Source organism: Deinococcus humi, assembly GCF_014201875.1.
Lineage (GTDB): Bacteria > Deinococcota > Deinococci > Deinococcales > Deinococcaceae > Deinococcus > Deinococcus humi.
Window position 1 is genome coordinate 1 of record NZ_JACHFL010000012.1, and the last position, 17332, is coordinate 17332.

Consider the following 17332-nt stretch of genomic DNA (forward strand, 5'->3'; position numbering starts at 1 on the left):
ACGATCAGGTTGGCGGAGGTCCAGGAGGCGTCGATCAGGTGGCCGCGTCCACGCAGGGTGCAGTTTTCGAGGATGACGGGCTCGGCGGTCTTGATTTTGACGGCGGCGACGGTGGGATCGTTGCTCAGGTATTCGCCGGTGTAGGTGCCGCCTTTGGTGATGACCAGCGGTCCACTGACGATCGCAGGCGTGGGGGCTGGTACAGGGGTAGGGGTGGGTGCAGGAATCACAGGCGTGGGAACCGGAGCGGGGACAGGCGCAGGCACAGGGGTGGGCACCACTGGGACGGGTGCAGGAACTACAGGAGTAGGAACTGGAGTGGGGGTAGGGACAGGTTCGGGGACGGGTGCAGGGACCACGGGGGTAGGGACTGGAGTGGGAGTAGGAACAGGTTCGGGGACGGGTGCAGGGACCACGGGGGTAGGGACTGGAGTGGGGGTGGGGACAGGTTCGGGGACGGGTGCAGGAACCACAGGGGTAGGAACCGGAGCGGGGGTGGGGACAGGTTCGGGGACGGGCGCAGGAACCACAGGGGTAGGAACCGGAGCGGGGGTGGGGACAGGTTCGGGGACGGGTGCAGGAACCACAGGGGTAGGAACCGGAGCGGGGGTGGGGGCAGGAGTGGCGGGATTGGCAGCCACATTGCAGTCCACCAAAGTGGTCCCTCCCCAATCGGCGTGGTCCTGATTGTTCTTGTCGCCCGCGTCAGTGACGACCAGCTTGAGTTCCTTGCGGCCCGCAACGCTGATGTCAATGGTCTTGGTTGCGTCTGCGCCCGTCATCTTGCCGCTGTCGAACAACTTGGTACCGTCTGCATAGACCTGAAACACCACACTGCCCTTGTTGGCCACCTCGTCGTCAATACCCACATCGCTGATGAATCTGCTGCATTTGCCGCCGATGGCGAAGGTCATCGTGGAGTTGGCGTGTACCCCGAATCCGCTGGTGTATTTCTGGCCGTTGATGCTCATCGGGCGGCCGTCTTTCGCACTGGTTTCACCGACACTGGTGTTCCGCTCAATGGGTCCCCAGCCGTTGGTCGCCGAGGTCCATGGCGAGTTGCTCAACATGTTGTTGCCCGCCGTCAGCGACTCCTGAGTCAGTCTGGTGTCCGTACCATCGTCTGTCCACAAGTGCTCCGTACCATCGTACGGGTCGTCCTGTTCAACGGTCTTCTCAATCACAGGTGGCGTGGTCTTGGCGATGACCTGCTCCTCAGGCGTACTGGGTCCCGAGCAGGCCGCCAAGATCAGGGGCGCGCACCACACCAGCCAGCGCAGGGGACGGGGGGCTTTGGTGATTGAGGGCTGGGGAGCAGTGGAGGGAGTGAAGGACATTTTGTTTCTCCTGAGGAAGCGCGTTGCTCGCCGCTAATGAGACTCTTCAATGGCAGGTGTGGTACGGGGCCAGACGATCTATAAAAAATGGCGGGGAAGTCGCCAGAGGGGTAAAGCTCTTCTCTGTTGACATCACGCTACAGATTTAACCGAAACTTCATCTATGAAATATCCATAAATGCAAACTTCGATTTGCCGGTTTTCTAACAGAATTTTGGTTTTTTACTTCGAAAAACAGGTGTATAGGGGGAGGGTATTGTCCTTTATCCTTTCGGCAGTGCGATGTTTGTCAGAAATATCGTTCTGAAGGAGCTGCAAGTCGATAGACGAAGCAATAGCCTTTAATTACTCGCGAGTAAGGATTATGTAAGAGCAATACAACAGTTTTTCTTGTAAGATTATCGAAATCTCAAATATTATAAAAATGAAAGACCCTTACAGCAATTACCACCGTACTATAATGTGCAGTTTTATATACTCTAAAATATTGAGCCTATGAATATATCGACTCTTATTCAGAACAAGGCAGAGTGTAATTCAATAATCTGGCAATTGAGATCGATCTGGAATTTGGCGTGGTTGCTATATTTTACTCATGTTACTCTAATATCTTATTATTCTCACGCTCTGTTAAAAAGGCTTACGGGAATCACCGTCATCTGATGGCATAGATTTCGGCGCTGGTTGTTCTGCCCGTAATCAAGAATTTGAAAAAGATTGAGAACTCTCAATTATGGTCAGGGCAATTTGCGATGGTTTAACGTCTGGCGCATTATCCTCGGCCAGATCGCCCCCGCTGTTCTGGTGGCCGTGTGTTCTTGAAACGATGTCGCGCGTGGCACTTCTTAAAGGCCCTTGAGCAGCATCTTGTTCAGCACCGTCCTGCTTCTGTCTGGTTCAGCCTTCTGATAAAGCCATCCCCGAATGAAAGGAAGCCGTCTGTGATGCCAAAATCCAAAGCTGTCTCCACCCTGCTGTCCCCGTCTCGCCTGCCTGTACTGGGTCTTGTCCTGACCGGCTTGCTGGCCGCCTGTAATTCCGATAAGCCACCCATCACCGAGCCTGAGCCCGAGCCTTCCGGTACCATTCTGAAATTCAATTTCCAGCCTGCCGGTTCGACCACGCCCGAGGGCTACACTGCCGAAACTGGTGCGCGGTATGACGATGGGCGCGGGTATGGCTGGGTTACCCAGGACAGCCTGAACTCGGCGAGCCACGTTCCTCTGGATGTCAGCGTCAATGCCCGTGACCGCAAGCTGAACACTGTGGACCCGCGTCTGAACACTTTCATTCACATGCAGTACAACGCCAACTCCAGCGAGCCGGCTGTGCGGACGGCTGCTGCCTGGGAGTACAAGATTGACAACGGCACCTATACCGTCACCGTCAGCACAGGCGACGCCAGTCCTAGTCTGGACAGCAAGCATGGCCTGAACATTGAAGGACAAGAAGCCATTGTGCCTTACGTTCCGGCGGCCAACAACAAATTCAGAACGGTGACCCAGCGTGTTACGGTCAGCGATGGCCGCCTGACTATCGACGCCATTGGCGGGACCAACACCAAGATCAATTACGTGATCATCGCGCCCGGTAACCGACCAAGCGTGCGCGAAACCGATCCGGAGAACGGTGAGACCAATGTGGCCCCTACCGGGGCCGTAACTGCCGACCTCAACTTGCCCTCCCAGGCTATTGACTCAGGTACGTTGACGCAGGCCGTTTCCCTGACAGGTCCAGACGGCAACAAGATTCCGGCGATTGTCAACACTTCGGGTGGCGGTGACGTAGTGGTGCTCAAGCCCAATGCGCCGCTTGAGCCCTTTACAAAGTACACCTTTGAAATTTCCCCAGCCCTCAAGGATGGGGCAGGCAATAACTTTCTGCCATACAGCACCAGCTTCGTGACTGGTGCAGCTGTGGGGGACCCTGGCTTGGCGGCTTTCGAGCAGGTGAAGCAAGCCAATGTTCCTTCCAAAGCCTATACCTCTGTGGAGATCGGCCCGGACGGCAAGCTGTACGCCTCAACCCTGACCGGTGAAATCCTGCGCTTTGACATCCAGAACGACGGCACCCTGACCAACGTAAAGGTCATCGACTCGTTGATCAAAGCCGAAGGTGGCCCCCGGACCATCATCGGGTTGAAGTTCGATCCGTCCAGCACGGCGAGCAATCTGGTGCTGTGGATTACCAACAACGTCGTATACACGGGTCAGGCCGCTCCAGAGTGGACCGGCAAGATCACGCAGCTCAGCGGCGCGAATCTGGAAAAGGTGCAGGATTATGTGGTGGGCCTGCCGAGGTCGGTGCGCGACCACATGACCAACTCGATCTCCTTCAACCCTAAAGAGAAAGGCACGTTGTACGTGCTGCAAGGCAGTGACACCTCCACGGGTGCGCCCGATACCCAGTGGGGCCTGCGCGAGGAGAAATTGTTGACCGGCTCGCTGCTACGTGTGGACCTGAACAAGATTCAGGCCGGATCGCCTGTGAATGTCAAGACGGCCGAGGGGGGCAACTACAACCCCTATGCTCCTGATGCGCCGGTCACGCTGTATGCCACCGGCATCCGCAATGCCTTTGACATGGTGTGGCATACCAACGGCCACCTGTACGTTCCCGCCAACGGCGGCGCGGCGGGCGGCAACACGCCCAGCGTTCCTAGCCCGCTGCCCGCCACCTGTGCCAATCGCCCTGATGGAAGCTACAAGGGTCCAGTCGTTAACGGCAAGAACGGAATGAAAGTGCAGAACGATTTCTTGTTCAAAGTCGAGAAGAACAAGTATTACGGTCACCCCAACCCGACGCGCTGTGAATGGGTGCTCAACGGCGGGAACCCCACGGCAGCGAAGGACCCCGCGGAGGTCATCGATTACCCGGTGGGCACCCAGCCTGACCCCAACTGGGGTGGCGTAGCCTACGACTTCGGCGAGCATGCTTCGCCCAACGGCGTGATTGAGGAATACACCATGCCCGGTAACTCATTGCTCAAGAACCGCCTGATGGTGGTGCGCTATAGCAAGGGCAAAGACATCATCATCCTCAAACCCGGCGTGGATGGAAACATCGTGGCCAGTGAAACGCTGGAAAACGTGCCGGGACTGACCAACTTCAACCCTAGCCCGCTGGACCTGACTGAAGACCGCAGCAACGGTAACCTGTATGTGGCCCAGCTCGACGAGACCACAGGCGCGGGAACCATTCTGCTGGTCAGGCCCAAGTAAGCGGATTCAGACAGAGTTCAGCTCAGATCTCCCTTTCCACAACGCCTCGCAAGGCGGCGCGTGGAGGTCCGGTTCCGTCCGGCCTCCCGCGCTTTTTTGATGCCTCTGAACTTCGCCCGTTACCACTTCCTTTCCTGCCCTGGAGGTCCGACATGCCCCACCTCTCCCTGTTGACCCTGGCCCTGCTATGGGGCCAGAGCCTGCCCATGCCTTTTACGGCCAGTCAGCCGTCCATCCAGGTGACCGCCTTGCAGGCTCAAGCTGGGGCCACTGTGCCCGAATTACGCCCCAGTCGCACTCTGCGGGTCAGTAGCACCTATGTGGGAGCACTGGCCTTCAGCCCAGACGGCAAGTGGCTGTTGACCGGCAGCGGCGAGGGGACCATCCAGTGGTGGGCGGTAGGTGACAGGGCTGTGCGCGGCCCCAGCCTGCGCCAGCCAGGATCGGTCACGGCGCTGGCCTTCAGTCCGGACGGACGCCGTCTGGCGGCCATCAGCGGAGACGGACGTGTGCGGCTCTGGGACGGGCAGAGCCGCGCACTGCTGCTCACGCTGGACCCACAGACCTATTACGTCACAGCGCTGGCCTTCAGTCCCGATTCGACCATGCTGGCGACGGCGGGCGGCGACAACACACAGCAGCCGGGATCGGGGAACAGCGTCAAACTGTGGGACCTGGGGAATGGGCGCGTGCAGGGCAGCCTGCGAGGGCACGCCGATGTGGTGACTTCGCTGGCCTTCACCCCGGATGGCCGGACCCTGGCCAGTGGCAGCCGCGACCGCACCGTGCGGCTGTGGGACGTGGCTGGGCGTCTCCCACTGCGGACGCTGGCCGGCCATGACGACTATGTCAGTTCGGTGGCCTTCAGCCCGGACGGCAGGACGCTGATCAGCGGCAGCTGGGACAGTACAGCGCGGCTATGGACCGTGGAGAACGGAAGGGTGCAGCGCGAGTTGCGTGCCCCTGGCGGTCCTGTGGAGACTGTGGCCTTCTCTTCGGACGGCCAGCGGCTGCTGACAGGCATGCAGGATGGTCGCTCGCGCCTGTGGGACGCGCGCAACGGTGCACTGCTTTCCACCTTGGTCGGGCATGGCGACGCCGTGAATGAGGTGGCCTTCAGTGCGAATGGCAGGATGGCCGCCGCTGCCGGAAGCCGGGATGGCCAGGTGCTGCTGTGGGCGTTGCCAACGATTCCCCGCTGAGCAGGCCGTGTCCCTGATTCGTTAACGTTGCTGTATCGCCCTTCTCGTCACCATCTCCTGACAAGGTCCGATCTTAAGGGCGCGGTGGGACTGGGAGACAAGCCACCCCCGCAATGGCCCAGGCCACCGCAAGTCAGACGATGAGGTTCTCACCAGTGAAGAAACGACATGCCGCCGCCAAACTGACTCTGCTCTGTGCCTTGCTGGCACTGTGTGGCTGCTCATCGCTCCCCCCCGGCGGGGCATTGGCCCTGGCCGAGAAATCCGGCCAGAGTGAGCAGGCTCCCCTGGCCCAACAGTCCATTCGTCCGGCGTTCAGCGCGCGGGATACGGCGGCGCAGGCCGATGGCCGCATCGTGGTCTTTGGCCTCAGCGGCGCGCATTACGTCTTCGCGCGGTACCTGGACAGCGGACAGCCCGATCCCAGCTTCGGCACGGCAGGAGAGGTCCGCGTGCCTCGCACGGCGCCGGGCACCCCTTCTGAGGTTCTGCGCCTGACCGTGCAGGCCGATGGAAAATTGCTGGCGCTGGGCGGCCGGACGCTGCTGCGCCTGCTGCCGGACGGTCAGCCTGACCCGGCTTTCGGTCAGTCGGGGCAGGTCACCGCCGGATTGCCCGCCATGCCTCAGGCGCTGGCCTCACTGCCCGACGGACGTGTGCTGGTGGCGGGGGGCAATCGCGAACTGTCGGCTGCTCCAGCCTCCCCAGCCTCGGCCCTGGTGCTGACGCGGCTGCTGCCGGGCGGTGAGCCAGACCCCAGCTTCGGCACGGGGGGGCAGGCGGTCACGGCGGTCGACGATTCCGCCTCGGCCCACACCCTATGGCCGCTGGCCGACGGTGGTGCGCTGGTTGGCGGTACGGCCCTGTCGCTGGATGGAGGCACGTACAGCCGCTGGGTGGTGGCGCGGTACACCGCTGGCGGCACGCTGGACCCCGCCTTCGGGGAGCGGGGGGTGGCGACGGTGCGCTCAGACCGCTTCGCCGCCACCCGGCCCAGCGCCCTGGCGGTGGACGCCTCGGGCCGGGTGCTCGTAGCTGGTTACCTGAGCAGCGGGGTCTGTACCCTGGCACGGCTGCTGCCCTCCGGGGACCACGATCCGGACTGGGCCTACGAGAACGTCAGTGACCTGCGTGTCCTGCCGGACGGCAATGCTCCTGGGAGCGGCGGTGCGGCAGACAACGCTCCAGGGGTTTCGCTGGCCCTGCTGTCTGATGGTGTGGCCTTGGGAGGATGCGGGCAGTTTGCCGCCGACGCCTCCGGGCAGGAGCAGGCCCGTCCGATTCTGGCCCGACTGGATATGGACGGCGGTGTGAACCTGACGTTCGGCAGTGAGGGCTTTCAGGACGTGCCCGACAGCGCCCAGATCGAGACCACCCCCCAGGGAAAATTGCTGGTGGGCCTCGATTCGGTGACCCAGCTTGAGCCCTGAAGGGTCCCCCGTCATGAACGGTCAGGGTCTCCCTAGGCCTATTGAACACCTTCTCGCAATCCGCCATCCAGGCGGTGGGTCACTGTGCCCCCGCCCCATACATCGCCAGATCCACCGAATCCGCCGCTCCCGTCCACAAGCCCGGCGGTCAGCGAGACGTGCTCTCCCGGTTGGTGATCTCGACACAGCAAAATCGACTCAGGAGTGAGCCATGACTGTATTTTCCCTGCACATCCCCCAAGACCAGCGCCGCCTGCGCCGTAGCCGCTGGGCGCTGACTGCCCTGCTGGTGATGACCACCGGTTGCGCGCAGCCCCAAGGCGGCCTGATCCAGCCTGATCCTGAGCCTGCCATTCAATTAAGTGCCCAGCCAGGCACTCTGGTGTTCAGCGGCACGAGAGCCGGCACCGGAGCCGGGGCCAGCACCGTACAGACGGTCACGCTTCAGAACAGCACTGACGCCCCGGTTCTGCTCACCGGAGTTACCTTCAGCGCGGGGACGGCCTTCGGTCTGGTGTCGCCGCCTACCTTTCCGCTGACGCTGGATGCCGGGGCCAGCTTGAACCTCAGCGTGAAGTTGCTGCCGGGCAACCCGACGGGGGTGCTGCGCGCCACGTTGCGTGCCGTGGGCGAGGGCGCCGTGGGGGAAGTGGAATTGGCCGGCCTGCGCGCTGCTGGACTGGAGGGCGACAACGAACCGCCACTGGCGCAAATCGTGGACGCCCTGGATTACAAGACCAATGTAGGTGGCACTGGCCTGATCCTGGGGACGGGCGCTGGCCCCATTGGCGACGAGGTGATGGCTCCGCTGTTCGAGCGCGCCTCGTCGGCCCCCGTGACCCTGCGCCCGGTGGCCCGCTATTCCCCCGACGGTCTCTCGGCCTACGGCACCTTCGTGCTGGCCGGCGACGCGGCGCGCTTGCAGGTTCTGGGCACCATGGCCCTAGGCAGCCACCAGGCTCTCAATCCGCCGCTTGTCGCGGGCAGCCAGACTACCTTCGACCCGGGCAGCCAGCCGTTCGGGATCTATCTGGCGGCCAACGGCAAATATCCCACGCAGGACACCTATACCCTGGACCGTCTGAATACCGGCTCCACCCGCCACGCCGTCCGCACCTATCCGCTGAAGGACCGCGCCGGCAAGGTTGTCCCGAACAGCTACCTGCTGGCCTTCGAGCCGTCGGCGAACGGCGATTATCAGGACGCCGTGTTCGTGCTGGAAAACGTTCGTCCAGTGGCCGCGAAATAGTCGGTAAGGGCAGAAGAGAGGGGCCAGAGCGTTCGCCGCGACTGGCCCCTCTCTCTTGTTCTGCGTCTTACCAGGCGGCGATATGGCCGTCGGTGCGGCTTTCGGTGCCGCCTTCCAGCACGCCCGTCTCGGGATTGCGCCAGATGATCTGGCCGCGTCCGAAGGCGCTGGGTTCCAGTTGCACGCTGACGCGGTGGCCGCGGCGCGCCAGTTCGCGGGCCAGCGTCGCGCCCAGACCAGCCTCTACCTCCACCCCCAGCCCGGCCAGCCACTGCCAGCGAGGAGCATCCAGTGCCTGTTGCGGATTCATGCCGTAGCGCACGGTGTTCAGGACCACCTGCAGGTGGCCCTGCGGCTGCATGAAGCCGCCCATGACGCCGAAGGGGCCGACAGGAGTGCCGTCGTTCCGCGTCAGGAAGCCGGGAATGATGGTGTGGTATGGGCGTTTTCCGGGCGCCAGGACATTGGGATGGCCGGGCTCCAGGTTGAAGTTGTGGCCCCGGTTGTGCAGGCCGATGCCCGTGCCCGGCACCACCACGCCGCTGCCAAAACCCATGTAGTTGCTCTGGATCAGGCTGACCATGTTGCCCTCGTCATCGGCCGTCGCCAGGTACACTGTGCCCCCGCTGCTGGGCGGGGCGGTGGCCGGGTCATGCGCCTTGTCCGAGAGCCGCTCCCGGTGGGCATGCGTGTTCGCCTGCGAGAGCAGATGCTCCACGTCCACCGGGCTGTGGCGCATGTCCGCGACGAACTGATGCGCGTCGTGAAAGCCGCGCTTCATGGCCTCGATCTGGAGGTGCAGGCCGTCCGGGTCATCGCGCCGGTCGGGCAGCCCTTGCCCTTCCAGAATGTTCAGCGCGATCAGCGCGGCGATGCCCTGGCCGTTCGGCGGAATCTCGTGGACACGGTGGCCGCCATATTCGGCGGAAATCGGCGTCACCCATTCGCTCTGGTGCGCTGCCAGATCCTCGGCCCGCAGCAGGCCGCCGGTGGCCCGAGCATGGGCGTCGATCTGGGCGGCCAGCTCACCCGTGTAGAACGATTCGCTGTAGCTGGAGGCAATGGCTTCCAGCGTGCGGGCGTGGCCCTCGCTGCGCCACAGCGCGCCGGGCTCGGGCGCAAAGCCGTCCGGGGCGAAGGTGCGGAACCACTCCTCCATGATGTCCATCTTCAGGCCCTGAAAGATCTGGATGGTCCGTGACCAGCCCGCCGACGCCACGGGCGACAGCGGAAAACCGTCACGGGCGTAGCGGATGGCGGGGGCTAGCACCTGCGCGAAGTCCAGTCGTCCGTGCGCGCGGTGCAGGTCGGCCCAGCCGCGTACAGCGCCGGGCACGGTTACGGGCGTCCAGCCATGTCGGGGCATCTCGCCGCCGTGCCGTTCCTGCAAGGCGTTCAGCGTCAGGGCGGCGGGCGCCGCGCCGCTGGCATTCAGACCGTGCAGCTTGCCCCCCGCCCACACCAGCGCGAACAGATCGCCCCCAATGCCGTTGGCGGTGGGCTCCACCACCGTCAGCGCGGCGGCGGTGGCAATCGCGGCGTCCACGGCATTGCCGCCCGCCTGCAGGACGCCCAGTCCCGCCTGGGCGGCCAGCGGCTGTCCTGTGGCGACCATGCCCCGCGAGGCGTAGACGGGACGGCGCACCACCGGATATTCAGTTTGATAGGCCATAGGCCACAAGGTTAGCAAGGGGAGGACGTGTTCCTGCAACGGTCAGTCTGGCAGTGCCGAACGGTCTGAGAGGCCCCACGGCCAGGCCCCCAGCGAGTCCACCAGCGCCGCCGTGAAGGCCCGGATGGGGGGGAGGCCCGCGCGGTGAGGCAGGGCGGCGACGGCCAGCGGGCGGGTCAGTGGCTGGGGCAGCGGCAGTGTGACCAGCCCGTCCGGTACCGGCAGCAAGGCCAAGCGGGGCATCAGCGTGATGCCCAGGCCGTGCCTCACCATCCCCAGCGTCACGCTGTCCTGATCGAAGGTGGTGGCACTGGAGGCATCGATACCCAGCCGACCCAGGTACGTCTCGATGCGCTGAAAACAGGCGTCGCCCCGAGGAGACAGCAACAGGGTCGAATCCGCCAGCTCCTGCACCGTGACCGGCTGTGTGCCGCGCGACTGCGGGGCAATGAACAGATACTCGTCTCGCAGCAGCGGTGTCAGGCGCAGATCCGCCGCCGAGGTGCCCTCAATCAGCGCCAGGTCGGCCTGTCCGCTGCGGACCAACTGCTCCCCGGCTCCGGCGCGGTCCCCGTCCAACAACCGCACGACGACGCCTGGATGCTGCCGCCCGAAGGCCACCAGCACAGGGGGCAGCAGGTGCGTGGCCGCCGAGCGGAACGACGACACCCGCAGCACGCCCGACAGCGCGCCGTCGTCCTGTGCCGCCAGCAGCACGTCCCCAGCGGCCTGGACAGCGGCGCGGGCGTGGGCCACCGCGCGCAACCCGGCGGGCGTGGCCACCGTGCCCCTAGCGCTGCGGCGCAGCAATGGGCGCCCGGTCAGGTCTTCCAATTTGCCTACCGCCTCGCTCAATGAGGACTGCGAAACATTCAGTTCAGCCGCCGCCTCACCGAACCCACCCGCGTCCACCACGGCGATCAAGGCCCGCAACTGCGCCAGCGTCGGCTGGGTGTGGGCGGTCAGGGACTTGGAGGAGGCCATGTGGCATTGTAGAACTTTGCCCCAGGTTCAGCCTCTTCCTGTGATCGGGAAAACCGATGGTTGTGACGTGCCGTGTGGCCCGCAGCCGATGTCCAGAATGACGCCTGAAGCGCAAGCTGGGTCCAGGAGGTTTCCCATGACCCTGAAGACTCGCTCCGAACCCGCCTTCATCCCACTTTCGCTGCACGTGCCCCAGGGTGTGTCCCCCGCCGATGGGCGATTCGGCGCTCTCGTGCTGGAGGCGGTGATGCCGGCGGGTGAACAGAATCCCCCCAACATGCCGGACTGGGACCTGCTGCTGTGGCCGGTGGCCCGGCTGGGCGACGTGACGCTGGAAGCCCGGCCCCTGCGGCCGGACCTCGGCCCAGACGATCTGCGCGCCGCCCTGCGGGACGAAGGTTGGACGCCGCTGGGACCGGTACGGGCGCGGCGGGACTGAGCCCTCTGCCCGCCGCTCGGCTGGAAGCCACGCCCGGCAGCGGCGTCCCGGCGAAACAGCAAGGACCCCCCTCCAATGGGGGGTGAGTCAGCCCGCTCCGGCCTAGAAGATCCGGGGCTTCGGCTCGATGTCCAATGTGTTCTCGAGGTCCGTCTCGTCGGCCCAGACCTTCATGTGGGTCAGCCGCGCGCTGCCGAACGTGGTGCTGAAGGCCACGTCGCTGGCGTCGCGCCCCTGCGCGATCAGCACCCGGCCCACGCGCGGCTTGTTGTGGCGGGCGTCGAAGGTGCGCCATTGGCCGTCCAGAAATGCCTCGAACCACGCGTGGAAATCCATGGGCACCGGGTCCGGCACAATGTCGATGTCGGGCATGTAGCCGCAGACGTAGCGGGCGGGGATGTTCAGTGCCCGGCAGAAGGCGATGCCCATGTGCGCGAAGTCCCGGCACACGGCGCGGCGGCTGTCCAGCGCCTGCTTGGCCGACGTGGAGCTGTTGGAGCCGTAACCGTAGGTGCACTCGTCGAACAGGAAATCGTTGATGGCCTGGACCTGCGCCCAGCCTCCTGAGATGTGCCCGAAACGGTCCCATGCCTCAGCGCTGATCAGATCGCTGTCCACGTAACGGCTGGGCAGCAGGTACTGGATGGTCTCGTCCGGCAGGTGTTCCACCATGGTCTTTTTCAGATGGGACAGCACCGGATCGGGGTTGCGGGTGACCTCTGCAATCAGGTCATGCCCGATGGTGAAACTGCCCGGTTGCGCCACCGTGCGCCAGACCACGTTGCCGTGCCCGTCGGTGTAGGTGTGGATGTTCTCGGCGGCGCCCAGCGCCCGCGCGTCGATGATGCGCTGGCGGGTGCCGGTGGGCTGAAGGCGGTCTCCCGGCTGAACCACGAACAGCATCGGGGTGGGGTAAGGCACTTCGAAAGTTAATGAGAAGCCGGCCCGCACCCGCACTGGACGTTCGATGGGGGAATCCTCTGCTCTGGAAGCGCTGCCTTGCTGGGTCATTCACCGTAGTTTGAGGCTTTTGGCGCGACTGATTGTGTGAAGTCTACTCAGTACGGTGCAAATCCCGCTGTTAGGGGGGGGCGTTACGCTGGGGCCATGAACCGCCTTGCCACCGAAACCAGCCCGTATCTGCGCCAGCACGCCGACAATCCGGTCGACTGGCAGCCCTGGGGAGAGGCCGCCTTCGCCGAGGCGCGGGACCGGGGGGTGCCGCTGCTGCTGTCGGTGGGTTATTCCACCTGTCACTGGTGCCACGTGATGGCCCACGAGAGTTTCGAGGACGCCGCCACTGCCGAGTACATGAACCGGCATTTTGTCAACGTGAAGGTGGACCGCGAGGAGCGCCCCGATGTGGACGCCGTGTACATGGCCGCCACCCAGGCCATGACCGGGCAGGGCGGCTGGCCCATGACCGTGTTCCTGACCCCCGATGCCCAGCCGTTCTACGCCGGGACGTACTTTCCGCCGCGCGACGGCCAGGGCATGCCCAGCTTCATGCGCGTGATGACCAGCGTGGTCACGGCCTGGACGGGCGACCGCGAGAAGATCGTTGCCAATGCCCAGGCCCTCAGCGACCATGTTCGTGAGGCCAGCCAACCGCGCCCGGGGGAGGGGGCCTTGCCGGAAGACTTTCTGGAGCGCGGCGTTGCCAACCTGAGCCGCGTGTACGACGCCGCGCAGGGTGGGTTTGGCAGCGAACCCAAGTTCCCCGCGCCCACCACCCTCGATTTCCTACTCACGCGTCCGGAGGGCCGCAGCATGGCCCTGCACACGCTGCGCCAGATGGGCCACGGCGGCGTCTACGATCAACTGGGCGGCGGCTTTCACCGCTACAGCGTGGACGCCGCGTGGCGCGTGCCGCATTTCGAGAAGATGCTGTACGACAACGCCCAGCTGGTTCGCACCTTGCTGCGCGCCTATCAGCTGAGCGGCGACAGCGAATTTGCACGGCTGGCCCGCGAGACCCTGACCTATCTGGAGCGCGAAATGCTGCACCCGGATGGCGGCTTTTACAGCGCCCAGGACGCCGACACGAACGGGGTGGAGGGGCTGACCTTCACCTGGGCCCCCGATGAGGTCCGCGCGGTGCTGGGCGAGGGCGAGGACGCCGCGCTGCTGATGGCCCATCTGGGCATCACCGACCAGGGGAACTTCCTCGATCCCCACCGGCCCGAATACGGGCGGCGATCAGTGCCGTTCCAGGCGACGTCGGTGGCAGAGCTGGCCGCCCTGCAAGGTGACAGCGAGGAGCGCATCGGGATGCGCCTGGAGGGCTTGAAGAACCGCCTGCACGCTGCCCGCCAGAACCGCGATCAGCCCGGCACCGACGACAAGATCCTGACTTCATGGAATGGGCTGGCGCTGGCGGCCTTCGCGGACGCGGCCCGCATCCTGCGCGAGCCCCAGTATCTGGACATTGCCCGCCGCAACGCCGACTTCATCCGCGCCGAACTGCGGCGGTCGGACGGCACGCTCCACCATGTCTGGGGCGCGGGTGGGGCGAAGGTGGAAGGGCTGCTCGAGGACCACGCCCTGTATGGCCTGGGGCTGGTGGCGTTGTTCCAGGCGGGCGGCGATCTGGCCCATCTGGAATGGGCGCGCGAACTGTGGACCACCGTGGAGCGCGACTTCTGGAACGAAGAGGCCGGAGTGTTTATGGCTTCTGGCGGGCGGGCCGAAACATTGCTGACCCGTCAGGCTCCCGGCTTCGACAGCGCCGTGCTGAGCGACAACGCAGCGGCAGCATTGCTGGCCCTGTGGATGGACCGGTACTACGCGCAGCCTGAAGCCGAGGCCCTGGCCCGCCGCACGGTCCAGAGTTTCAGCGCCGACATGCTGGCCGCCAGTGGCGGTTTCGGCGGCCTGTGGCAAGCGGCGGCATTTCTGGCCGCGCCGCATTCCGAAGTCGCCATCATCGGCACCCCGGACGAGCGCGGGGAACTGGAGGCAGTGGCGGCGGGTGTCCTGCTGCCCTTCACGGCACTGGCCTTCACGCAGGCAGGCGGCGAATTGTCGGTCCTGCAAGACCGTCCGGGCGGCGGACTGGCCTATGTGTGCCGCAACCGGAGCTGTGATCTGCCCACGCGGGACGCCACGCAGTTCTGGCGGCAACTGAAACAACTGGCGAACTGACCCGGCCTCCGACTCCGCTGGCAAGGTGCGACGAGCAGCGGGCCATTTGGCGGAGGGCGCTGGAGAAGGATGCAGTCCTGGTTTGGAGCTGTGCAGATCTGAACCCGGACGAGCGCCGTTTCTTCTCCGGCCTAGCTCAGAAGCCCCTGTCCTCCTGCTCGCTCCTGGTGCCGTCGGCAGGGTTACCGGTTTCCTGCACGGTGATCAGCTCGTTCTCGCGCACGAAGGCTTCCATAAAGCGGCGCATCACCATCATCTGGCTGCGGTGGGCTTTGAGGGCCGCCAGTTTCCTCTCCTCGTCATGCAGGTCCAGATCGGCCCGCTGCCAGTTCAGGTGGACACCGCGCGGCGGAATCAGCAGCGGAAAACCCTCATGCAGTCCCTTGGGGACCGGCCATTCCACGCCGCCGTGCACGATCCAATAGCGTGCGCGCGCGGTCCAGCCGCGTTCTTTCAGCAGTTTCTGCGTGAACAGGCTGGTGGCGACGTGGTCTGGATGGGCGTCACTGGTGGAGGGCAGCAGCACCAGGGCGGGCTGAACGCGGTCCAGGACCCGGCCCAGGTCCGCCTCCAGATCGTTCGCCGTGTACGCCGCGCCGGGCGACTGCGCGCGGGCATACGGCACCTGGGTTGCGCCGGTGTGGGGTGAGCGCACCACCGCCGCGCCCCCGGCCCGCCATAGCTTCAGCGTGGCCCCATCCGGGTAGCCCAGGAAAGTCAAGTGCGTGGCTGGCACACCCAGCGCGGCGGCGGCGGCGCTGGCCTCGCCCATGCGCCGCTGTCCCAGGTGTTCGGTGGCCCCCAGGCGCGGGCGCAGTGTGCGGCCCAGTAGAGCGCTGTCCAACTCGAAACCGTCGCCGCTGGTGACCCACACGATATCCACCCGCGCCCCCGCCCGCACCGCCCCGGCGATCAGGCCGCCGCAGCACAGGCTCTCGTCGTCCGGATGCGGGCTGATCACCAACACACTTTGCCCGGCGCGGATGGCGGGCAGTTGTGGCAGGGCCTGGACAGTGGCAACGGCACGCGGGTAGAGCAATGTCAGGGCCGAGCCTGCATTGATGGCGTAGGCCAGCGCCAGCGCGACCAGCAGCGCGGCGCCCAGCGCCCAGTCCCGCCGCCGGCTGCCGAACCGCGTCCCCCTGAGCCTTCGCCTTCGCACGGTTCCAGCTTAGCGGGTCAGTTCCTGCACCCCGTCCGGCGAGGCCACGAACGCCCGCTCGGCCATGCCCAGAAACAGCCCGGTTTCCACGACGCCCAGTGTGCCCTTCAGCTCGCGTTCCAGCGCAGCAATGTCGCTGCCGGGACGCAACTGCGCGTCGTAGATGTAGTTGCCGTTGTCGGTCACGTAGGGCTGTGCGCCGGGCTGCCGCAGCCGTCCGCCCGGCACGATCTGCCGCAGCCGCTCGATGGTGCTCAGGAACCCGAAGCGCGCGATCTCTATGGGCAACGGGGCCTTCTCGCCGATCTGCCCCACGATCTTGCTGTGGTCCGCGATGATGATCAGCCGACGCGCCTGCACCTCGGTCAGCTTCTCGCGCAGCAGCGCGCCGCCCAGGCCCTTGATCAGGTCGAGGTTGGGGGCGATCTCGTCTGCACCGTCGATGGCGATGTCCAGCGGGCGGGGGTCCAGAGGCTCCACCGTCAGGCCCACCTCACGGGCCAGGGCGTCGCTGGCCTCGCTGGTGGCGACGCCCACGATGCCGCTCAGTTCGCCGCTCCGCACCCTGCGCCCAATTTCCTCGATGGCGTATTTGGCAGTGCTGCCCGTGCCCAGCCCCACCCGCATCCCGCTTTCGATGAGGGCGGCGGCGCGCAGGGCCGCCTCCTTCTTCAGGGGTTCCAGGTCAAGCACGCTTAGCCTGATCCTTTTCTATCGCTGCCGCCACCGCGTCCGCGTGACCCTCCACCGATACGGCCAGCCAGCTCTTGACCAGTTTGCCGTCTGGGCCGATCAGAAAGGTCTGACGCTTGATGCCCTCGGTGACCTTGCCGTACATGTTCTTGGGGCCGTACGAGCCGATTGCTTTCAGGAAAGCGGCGTCCGGGTCACTCAGCAGCGGAAAGGGCAGGCTGTACTTCTCGGCAAACTGGGCGTGGCTGCTCGCGTCGTCGGCACTGATGCCCACGACCGCCGCGCCGAGCGCCTTCAGCGGCGCGCTATCGCGAAAGTCACAGGCCTCCTTGGTGCAGCCAGGCGTGTCGTCTTTGGGGTACACGTACAGCACCAGGTACTTGCCCGCGTAATCGTTCAGGCTGTGTGCCCTGCCGGAGGCGTCTTGCAGGGTAAAGGCCGGAAACGTTTCGCCGGTCTGGGGGACGGGAGTGGGATCTGTCATGCGCCCAGGGTAACGCGGCTCAAGGCTACGGCGAAACTGAGACACGAAAAAGCCCCTCCGCCGGGGAGGGGACTGAAGGGTCGGCTTTGTGCTGATGTTCGTTAGATCGATACCCGGCCCGGCAGCTGCGTCGTGTCTTCCGGTTCCTCGAAACCGATGTCGGGATTGCCGGGGCCATCCTGAACCACGGCCGGGTCCTTGTCGTAACGGTCGGGAATCTTCCGCAGGCTCTCGGCGTCGCTGTGGTGTTCGGGCTTCTCGTCGAAGTGCTCATCGCTGGTGTGTCCGGTCATGTTTTCAGGCTAGGTGGCGAGC

At 64.9% G+C, this 17332-nt stretch carries 14 protein-coding genes; 6 read left to right on the forward strand and 8 right to left on the reverse strand.

The window, feature by feature from the left end; genetic code table 11:
• On the reverse strand, positions 1–1337 hold a 1337-nt coding region (locus HNQ08_RS27535), incomplete at its 3' end, for an NPCBM/NEW2 domain-containing protein (RefSeq protein WP_244977226.1).
• 944 nt (positions 1338–2281) lie between these two features.
• On the opposite strand from HNQ08_RS27535, the gene HNQ08_RS18210 reads away from it, so the two are divergent.
• The 4 genes from HNQ08_RS18210 (at position 2282) to HNQ08_RS18225 (ending at position 8439) form a co-directional block, all read left to right on the forward strand.
• A complete protein-coding gene (locus HNQ08_RS18210; protein WP_184135344.1) occupies positions 2282–4558 on the forward strand; it encodes a PQQ-dependent sugar dehydrogenase in 2277 nt (758 codons plus the stop codon).
• Positions 4559–4710: 152 nt separating this feature from the next.
• The gene (locus HNQ08_RS18215; RefSeq protein ID WP_184135347.1) at positions 4711–5760 is read left to right on the forward strand and encodes a WD40 repeat domain-containing protein; all 1050 of its coding nucleotides are present in this window, start codon (positions 4711–4713) and stop codon (positions 5758–5760) included.
• Positions 5761–5915: 155 nt separating this feature from the next.
• Positions 5916–7190 (forward strand): NHL repeat-containing protein, encoded by a 1275-nt coding sequence (locus HNQ08_RS18220; RefSeq protein WP_184135350.1) that lies wholly within the window; start codon positions 5916–5918, stop codon positions 7188–7190.
• A 211-nt stretch (positions 7191–7401) separates the two neighbouring features.
• The gene (locus HNQ08_RS18225; RefSeq protein ID WP_184135353.1) at positions 7402–8439 is read left to right on the forward strand and encodes a hypothetical protein; all 1038 of its coding nucleotides are present in this window, start codon (positions 7402–7404) and stop codon (positions 8437–8439) included.
• A 67-nt stretch (positions 8440–8506) separates the two neighbouring features.
• On the opposite strand, the gene HNQ08_RS18230 is transcribed toward HNQ08_RS18225, so the two are convergent.
• Together HNQ08_RS18230 and HNQ08_RS18235 are read right to left on the reverse strand one after the other, a co-directional pair.
• The gene (locus tag HNQ08_RS18230; RefSeq protein WP_184135356.1) at positions 8507–10111 is read right to left on the reverse strand and encodes a gamma-glutamyltransferase family protein; all 1605 of its coding nucleotides are present in this window, start codon (positions 10109–10111) and stop codon (positions 8507–8509) included.
• Positions 10112–10153: 42 nt separating this feature from the next.
• Positions 10154–11095 carry a LysR family transcriptional regulator gene (locus tag HNQ08_RS18235; protein ID WP_184135359.1) on the reverse strand — a complete coding sequence of 314 codons (942 nt, stop codon included), beginning with the start codon at positions 11093–11095 and terminating at the stop codon, positions 10154–10156.
• Between the two features lie 136 nt (positions 11096–11231).
• Between HNQ08_RS18235 and HNQ08_RS18240 the strand changes: the two genes are divergently transcribed.
• Complete coding sequence (locus HNQ08_RS18240; RefSeq protein WP_184135361.1) at positions 11232–11534, forward strand: hypothetical protein; 303 nt, start codon at positions 11232–11234, stop codon at positions 11532–11534.
• Between the two features lie 102 nt (positions 11535–11636).
• On the opposite strand, the gene HNQ08_RS18245 is transcribed toward HNQ08_RS18240, so the two are convergent.
• Positions 11637–12545, reverse strand: a complete 909-nt coding sequence (locus HNQ08_RS18245) for a transglutaminase-like domain-containing protein (protein WP_184135363.1) — start codon at positions 12543–12545, stop codon at positions 11637–11639.
• 96 nt (positions 12546–12641) lie between these two features.
• On the opposite strand from HNQ08_RS18245, the gene HNQ08_RS18250 reads away from it, so the two are divergent.
• Complete coding sequence (locus tag HNQ08_RS18250) at positions 12642–14678, forward strand: thioredoxin domain-containing protein (protein ID WP_184135366.1); 2037 nt, start codon at positions 12642–12644, stop codon at positions 14676–14678.
• Positions 14679–14814: 136 nt separating this feature from the next.
• Here the strand turns inward: HNQ08_RS18250 and HNQ08_RS18255 are convergent, their stop codons facing one another.
• The 4 genes from HNQ08_RS18255 to HNQ08_RS18270 form a co-directional block, all read right to left on the reverse strand.
• A complete protein-coding gene (locus HNQ08_RS18255) occupies positions 14815–15840 on the reverse strand; it encodes a PIG-L deacetylase family protein (RefSeq protein ID WP_229790109.1) in 1026 nt (341 codons plus the stop codon).
• A 9-nt stretch (positions 15841–15849) separates the two neighbouring features.
• The gene (gene rpiA, locus HNQ08_RS18260) at positions 15850–16533 is read right to left on the reverse strand and encodes a ribose 5-phosphate isomerase A (RefSeq protein WP_184135369.1); all 684 of its coding nucleotides are present in this window, start codon (positions 16531–16533) and stop codon (positions 15850–15852) included.
• On the reverse strand, positions 16526–17017 hold the full coding sequence (gene prxQ, locus HNQ08_RS18265) for a thioredoxin-dependent peroxiredoxin PrxQ (protein WP_184135372.1): 492 nt from the start codon (positions 17015–17017) through the stop codon (positions 16526–16528). The genes rpiA and prxQ overlap by 8 nt, the downstream gene beginning before the upstream one ends.
• Before the next feature lie 101 nt (positions 17018–17118).
• On the reverse strand, positions 17119–17310 hold the full coding sequence (locus tag HNQ08_RS18270) for a hypothetical protein (RefSeq protein ID WP_184135374.1): 192 nt from the start codon (positions 17308–17310) through the stop codon (positions 17119–17121).
• Positions 17311–17332 lie beyond the last annotated feature (22 nt).